Source organism: Streptomyces sp. NBC_01775, assembly GCF_035917675.1.
Taxonomy (GTDB): domain Bacteria; phylum Actinomycetota; class Actinomycetes; order Streptomycetales; family Streptomycetaceae; genus Streptomyces.
On record NZ_CP109104.1, the window covers coordinates 7,778,023 to 7,784,975 of the forward strand.

The following is a 6,953-nucleotide window of genomic DNA, read 5'->3' on the forward strand; positions in this document are numbered from 1 at the left end:
GTCAGAGCGCGTTGTCGATGAAGTCGAAGAGGTCGTCGTCGGATGCCGTGTCGATCCGGTCCGCGATGTCGTCGGGGTCGTCCGCGCTGTGCGAGCCGTTCGCACCGTTGGCGCCCCCGGGGCCGCCGGTGGACGGGATGGCCGTCAGCTTGCCGAGGAACTCCTTGAGCTGAGCGGCGAGCAGCGCCCTGGCCTCCTCGTCGGGACCGGCCGTGAGGACGGCGGACTCCAGCCGCTCCAGATCCGCCAGCGCCGCCACCGTCACATCGGCTTCCTCGGGCGCCAGCTCGGTGCGCAGGTGCTCGGCGAGGGCGGCCGGGGTCGGGTGGTCGAACAGCAGGGAGGCGGGCAGCCGCAGGCCGGTCGCCGTATTCAGCCGGTTGCGCAGTTCGACGGCCGTCAGCGAGTCGAATCCGGCGTCCTTGAAGGCCCGTTCGCCGCCCAGAGCTGTCGTGTCCGGGTGGCCCAGCACGGCGGCGGCCTGCCCGCGCACCAGCTCCACCAGCGCACCGACCTGCTCGCCCCGCGTCACCCCCGCCAGCCGCTCCCGCCACATGTCGCCCGGCGAAGCGTGGCCCGAGGACGCGTCGCCCGGGGACGTGCTGCCCCGGGACGGCGCCCCACTCGCGGCCCGCCGCACCGTGCGACGGCGCAGCCCGCGCAGCACCGCGGGTGTCGCGGCCTCCGCGCCGTCCGGCAGCAGCGCCGAGTCGAGCACCGCGGGGTCGAACACCGCCGGGACCACGTGGGGAAGGCCCAGGTCCAGCGCCGCGTCGAAGAGCGCGAGCCCTTCCTCGTCGGACAGCGCCAGCAGCCCGCCGCGTGCGATACGCGCCCGGTCGGCCTCGCTGAGCCCTTCCGTCAGCCCGCTGGCTTGTTGCCAGAGTCCCCAGGCGAGGGAGGTGGCGGGGAGTCCTTGGGTGTGGCGGTGGTGGGCGAGGGTGTCGAGGAAGGTGTTGGCGGCTGCGTAGTTGGCTTGTCCGGGGTTGCCGAGGGTGCCGGCGATGGAGGAGTAGAGGACGAAGGCGGAGAGGTCGGTGTCGGCGGTCAGTTCGTGGAGGTTCCAGGCCGCGTCCACCTTCGGCCGCAGTACGCCGTCCATCCGCTCCGGCGACAGGGCCGTCAGGATCCCGTCGTCGCTCACCCCGGCGGCGTGGAAGACGGCGGTGAGGGGGTGTGTGTCGGGGATGGTGGTCAGGAGTGCGGCGAGTGCGTCGCGGTCGGCGGCGTCGCAGGCGGCGACGGTGGTCTCGGCGCCGAGTGCGGTGAGTTCGGCCTGGAGATCGGCGGCGCCGGGTGCTTCCGGCCCGTTCCTGCTGGTGAGGACGAGACGCCGGGCGCCGTACCGCGTGACGAGGTGGCGGGCGGTGAGGGCGCCGAGGGTGCCGGTGCCGCCGGTGATGAGGACGGTGCCGTCGGGGTCGAGGGGCTGGGGGAGGGTGAGGACGACCTTGCCGGTGTGCCGGGCCTGACTCAGGTGACGGAAGGCGGCGGGCGCCTGACGCACGTCGAACGCCGTGACCGGCAACGGGCTCAGCGCCCCGCTCTCGAAGAGCGCGAGCAGCTCGCGCAGCATCTCCTGGATTCGGTCGGGGCCCGCGTCCGCCATGTCGAACGCCCGGTAGGTCACGCCGGGGTGGGTGGCGGCGATGTCTGCGGGTTGGCGGATGTCGGTCTTGCCCATTTCGAGGAAGTGGCCGCCGTGGGGGAGGAGGCGGAGGGAGGCGTCGACGAAGTCGCCGGCGAGGGAGTCGAGGACGATATCGACGCCCTGCCCTTGGGTGGCGGTCAGGATGTGGTGTTCGAAGTCGAGGGTGCGGGAGTTGGCGATGTGGGTGTCGTCGAACCCCATTGCCCGCAGGGTGTCCCACTTGGGCGGGCTGGCCGTGGCGTAGACCTCGGCGCCCCAGTGGCGGGCCAGCTGTGTGGCGGCCATACCGACCCCACCGGTCGCCGCGTGCACCAACAACCGTTGTCCACGGGTCAGTTGACCGAGGTCGGCCAGCCCGTAGAACGCGGTCAGGAACACCACCGGCGCGGCGGCGGCCTGGGTGAACGACCAGCCCTTCGGCATCCGTACGAGCAGCCGGTGATCGGTCACCGCGACCGGGCCCATGGAGCCGTGGAACAGCCCCATGACACGGTCGCCCACGCGCAGCGCGGAGACCTCGGCACCGACCTCGGTGACCACCCCGGCACCCTCACCGCCGATCACCTCGGCGCCCGGATACATGCCCAGCGCGATCAGTACGTCCCGGAAGTTCAAGCCCGCCGCCCGCACGGCCACCCGCACCTCTCCGGGCGCCAGCTCGTCCGTGGCCTGGGACGAGGTGGTCAGGACGAGGCGGTCGAGGGAACCGGCCGAGGACACATCCAGCCGCCAGGCGTCCCCTCCGGACGGCACCGCCAGCGCACCCGCCGGTCCCTCCCTGCCGCCGGCCAACCGGGGGACCAGCAACTCGCCGTCTCGCACCGCGAGTTGCGCCTCGCCCGCTGCGGCCAGCGCGGGAACGGCCAGCAGCGGCAGCACCCAGCCCGCGCGCCCGTCGAGGTCGGCGACGGCGATCCGGCCCGGATTCTCCACCTGCGCGGAGCGCAGCAGCCCCCACAGCGAGGCCGCGGCCAGATCCTCCGGCCGCTCCCCGCCGCGTGCGGCGACGGCCCGCCGGGTGACGACGGTCAGCAGCGAGTCCGCGAACCGCGGGCCCGCCAGCCACTCCTGCACCAGCGCGAGCACCTCGTGAGCGGCGGCGTGCACGGCCACGGCCTGATCGTTACCCGTACCTGTACCCGTACCTGTACCCGTACCGGGAGCCGGAGCCGGAGCCGGAGCCGTACCCGTACCGGGAGCCGGAGCCGTCGTGGTGGTGGGACGCACCAGCACCATGTCGGGCACCGCGCACGCGCCGCTGTCGAGCGCGTCGGCGAGCGCCGCGAGATCGGCGTACGCGGTGACGGTCGCCTCGGGCGGAAGACCGTCGACCAGCTCGGCCCACTCTGCCGTCTCGCCCTTCCGGACCGTCTCTGCCGTCTCGCCTCCCTCGGTCGCCCGCACTGGATCGCTGATGAGCGCGATGTGGCGCGGTGCCCGGTCTGCGGCGTCCTCCGGAACGGCCACGGGTGCCCACGTCAGCTGGTGCAGCCCGCGCGGCCCGCCTCCCCTCCCGGCACTCTCCGCGCCACCCGCACGGGCCAGCGCGGCGGCGAAGCCCTCCTCGTCCAACGGCCGTACGTCCAGTGCGCCGATCTCGGCGACGGGAGCCCCGGCGGCATCGCTGAGGCTGAGCGCCACCCGGCTCTCGCCCTCCGGCCGGATCCGCACCCGCAGCACCGAGGCGCCGACGGCGTGCACCGACACATCCGTCCACGAGAACGGCAGCCGCAGCGCGCCCTTTTCGACAGGTGTGGGGCGGTCGTGGGCGGGGTGGTCGGGGGTGAGGAGGGTGAGGGGGTGGAGGGCGGCGTCGAGGAGTGCGGGGTGGATGAGATGGGCGGGGGCGTCGGGTGTGAGGGGTTCGGGGAGGGTGATGTCGGCGTAGAGATCGTCGCCGTGGCGCCAGGCGGCCGTGAGTCCACGGAAGGCCGGACCGTAGTCGAGACCGGTGGCGGCCAGTCCCTCGTAGAAACCGTCCAGCGCGACGGGCGTGGCCCCCTCGGGCGGCCACGACGCGTCAGCCGTTCCGGCCGACGGGACGGTGAGCGGCTCGGACGCCAGGGTCAGAGTGCCACTGGCGTGGCACGTCCACGGGGCTTCGTCGTCGGCAGCGGCAGCGGCGTCAGCGTCGGCGTCGGGGCCAGGGCGGGAGGGCCGGGAGTGGAGGGACAGGGCGCGGCTTCCCTCCTCATCGGGCGGTCCGACGAGGAGCTGGAGCTGTACGGCTCCCTCTTCCGGGAGCGGCAGCGGCGCTTGGAGGGTCAGCTCCGCCACCCGGTCGCAACCGCACCGCGCGGCGGCGTGGAGGGCGAGGTCGAGAAGCGCGGTGCCGGGGAGCAGCGGCGTGCCATACACGGCGTGGTCGGCCAGCCAGGAGTGCTCGGAGAGGTCGAGTCGCCCGGTGAACAGGTGGCTGCCGTCCGCCAGTTGAGCCTCAGCCCCCAGCAATGGATGTCCGGCAGTGCCCAGCCCGGCGGAGGCCACATCGGAGGAGGTCACCTTCGGATGGAGCCAGTAGGGCTGGTGTTGGAAGGGGTAGGTGGGGAGGTTGGGTGTGGTGGTTGGGGTTGGGTCTTGGGTGGTGGTCCAGGTTGTGGGTGTGTGTCCGTGGGTGTGGAGGGTGGTGAGGGTGTGGGTGAGGGTGGTGGGTTCGGGTTGGTGGGGGTGGAGGGTTGGGAGGAGGGTGGGTGGGTTGGGTGTGGTGTCGAGGTTGTGGTGGTTGAGGGTGGTGAGGGTGGTGTCGGGTCCGAGTTCGAGGTGGGTGGTGACGTGGTGGGTGTGGAGGGTGGTGGTGGTGTCGGCCCAGCGGACGGGTTGGCGGATGTGCTGGGTCCAGTAGTCGGGGTCGCGTAGTTGGGTTGTGGTGGCGAGGTCGCCGGTGGTGTTGGAGATGATGGGGGTGTGGGGTTCGTGGTAGGTCAGTTGTGCTGCGGTGCGGTGGAATTCTTCGAGTGCGGGTTGCATGAGGTGGGAGTGGAAGGCGTGGCTGACGTGGAGGCGTTTGGTTTTGTGTCCGCGTTCGGTCCAGAGGGTGGCGAGCTCTTGGATGGCTTGTTCGTCTCCGGAGATGACGGTGGAGGTGGGGGCGTTGACGGCGGCGAGTGATACGCGTTGTGGGTCGAGGGTTTCGAGGACGTCTTTTTCGGTGGCGTGGAGGGTGAGCATGGCTCCGCCGGGTGGGAGGTTTTGGAGGAGTCGTGCGCGGGTGGCGACGAGGGTGGTGGCGTCGGTGAGGGTGAGGATGCCTGCTGCGTGGGCTGCGGTGAGTTCGCCGATGGAGTGTCCGGCCAGGTAGTGGGGTTTGATGCCGTGGTGGAGGTAGAGGTGGTGGAGGGCTGTGCCGAGGGCGAAGAGTGCGGGTTGGGTGTACTGGGTCTGGTGCAGCAGTGGCGCCAGGGCGTCGTCTTCGGCCGCGAACATGATGTCGCGGAGGGGGTGTTGGAGGTGGGGGTCGAAGTGGGCGCACACCTCGTCCAGTGCGTGGGCGAATACGGGGTGGGTTTTGTAGAGCCCGGCGCCCATTCCGGCTCGTTGTGAGCCCTGCCCCGCGAACACGAACGCGATCTTCCCCGCTTCCGATGCGACACCCTGCACCACAGCAGGGGACTCCTCACCCCGCGCCAGGGAATGAAGCGCGGCGAGCAGCTCCGTGCGGTCCTCGCCGAGGCTGACGAGTCCCGCACGGTATGGGTGATGCGTACGCGTGGCCGCCAGGGCCCGGCCGATCTCCGCGACCCCCACCTCGGGCCGCTCGCTGACGAAGGCGGCCAGCTGCGCCGCCTGCCCCCGTAGCGCACCCTCGCTCTTGCCCGACACCAGCCACGGGAGGGCGGGGGACTCGGCCTCGCTGCTCTCCTCTGTCGCCGATGCAGGCGCGGGCGGTGCCTCCAGGATGACGTGGGCGTTGGTGCCGCTGATCCCGAAGGAGGACACGGCGGCCCGGCGTGCCCGTCCCGTTTCGGGCCAGGGCGCCGGGTCGCTCAGCAGGGAGACGGCGCCGCTGTCCCAGTCCACCTGCGGCGACGGCTCCTTCAGGTGCAGCGTGCGCGGCAGTTCGCCGTGCCGGAGGGCCTGGACCATCTTGATGACGCCCGCGACACCGGCCGCCGCTTGGGTGTGCCCGAGGTTGGACTTGACGGAGCCCAGCCACAGCGGACGGTCCTCGGGCCGCTCCTGGCCGTAGGTCGCCAGCAGCGCCTGGGCCTCGATCGGGTCGCCGAGGCTGGTGCCGGTGCCGTGGGCTTCGACCGCGTCGATGTCGGCGGCGGTGAGCCCCGCGTCGGCGAGTGCGGCCCGGATGACGCGCTGTTGGGAGGGCCCGTTGGGCGCCGTCAGCTGGCTGCTCGTACCGTCCTGGTTGATCGCGGAGCCGCGGAGGACCGCCAGCACCTGGTGCCCGTTGGCCTCGGCGTCCGAGAGCCGTTCGAGCAGGAGCAGGCCCACGCCCTCGCTGAGGCTGGTGCCGTCGGCGCCCGCGGCGAACGGCTTGCAGCGCGCGTCGGCCGCCAGCCCGCGCTGTCGGCTGAACTCGATGAACGCCATCGGCGTGGCCATCACCGTCACCCCGCCGGCCAGCGCCAGGTCGCACTCGCCGTTGCGCAGCGCCTGCGCGGCCAGGTGGAGCGCCACCAGCGAGGACGAGCAGGCCGTGTCCACGCTGACGGCCGGGCCCTCGAAGCCGTAGGTGTAGGCGACCCGGCCGGAGGCGACGCTGTAGGCGCTGCCGGTCCCGATGTACGCCTCGAAGTCGGCGGAGACCCGGCGCAGCATGCGTGTGCCGTACTCCCCGTACATGATCCCGGTGTAGACCCCGGTGCGGCTGCCGCGCAGGGAGGAGGGAACGATGCCCGCGTTCTCCAGAGTCTCCCAGGTGGTCTCCAGCAGGAGTCGCTGCTGCGGATCGATGGCCTGGGCCTCGCGGGGGCTGATGCCGAAGAAGTCGGGGTCGAAGCGGTCGGCCTCGTGGAGGAATCCGCCTTCGCGGACGGAGCTCTTCCCTTCGGCGTCCGGGGCGGGGTCGTACAGCGTCTCGACGTTCCAGCCGCGTTCGGTCGGGAACCCGGAAATCGCGTCCCGGCCCTCGGCAAGCAGCCGCCACAATTCCTCGGGCGAGCGCACACCTCCCGGATAGCGGCAGCCCATCGAGACGATGGCGAGTGGTTCGGCGGTGCCCGACTCGGCGTCCACGAGGCGCTGGCGCGTTTCGTGGAGTTCGGCGGTGACGCGCTTGAGGTAATCGCGGAGCCTGTGCTCGGTCTTCCCGGTCTTCTCGGCGTTCTCGGTGTTCTCGGTGTTCATG

1 pseudogene is annotated in these 6,953 nt (G+C 72.0%); it reads right to left on the reverse strand.

Features of this window, described 5'->3' with window-relative positions:
- Nucleotide 1: 1 nt before the first annotated feature.
- Nucleotides 2–6,871, reverse strand: a pseudogene (locus OHB04_RS34450) (SDR family NAD(P)-dependent oxidoreductase); the annotation flags it as partial.
- Nucleotides 6,872–6,953: the final 82 nt, after the last annotated feature.